The following is a 643-nucleotide window of genomic DNA, read 5'->3' on the forward strand; positions in this document are numbered from 1 at the left end:
CCCGTAGGCGGCTGCGCCCGTGCTTGTGCTGTCCGTAGGCGGCTGCGCCCGTGCTTGTGCTGTCCGTAGGCGGCTGCGCCCGTGCTTGTGCTGTCCGTAGGCGGCTGCGCCCGTGCTTGTGCTGTCCGCGCGCCGCTGCGTCCGTGCTTGTGCTGTCCGCGCGCCGCTGTGCCCGTGCTCGTGCTGTCCGCGCGCCGCTGTGCCCGTGCTGTCCGCGGGCCGCTGCGTCCGTGCTTGTGCTGTCCGTAGGCGGCTGCGCCCGTGCTCGTGCTGCCCGCGCACCGCGGCGCCCGTGCTCGTGCTGCTCTTCGTGGTGCTCGCGCTGCTCGTGCTGTGCGCCCCCGGCAAGATCGCGCTGGAACATGGATGTAGTGGTCTCCGGACACTCCGATGCCACTACATCCTGGATCGAGCATGACCTTGACGTCTGCCGGCCCTCCAGGCCCCGATCTTGTCTATCAAGCACGAGGTTCGCGTCAAGATCCGCACAACATCGGGGATGTTGCTGTCTCGCGCGTGTCTGAGGCAGCAACATCCCCGAAGTTGCGACGATCTTGGCGCGGGGCGCGGGGCGCGGGGCGCGGGGCGCGGGGCGCGGGGCGCGGGGCGCGGGGCGCGGGGCGCGGGGCGCGGGGCGCGGGGC

Source organism: Micromonospora sp. NPDC049175, assembly GCF_043197345.1.
Taxonomy (GTDB): domain Bacteria; phylum Actinomycetota; class Actinomycetes; order Mycobacteriales; family Micromonosporaceae; genus Micromonospora.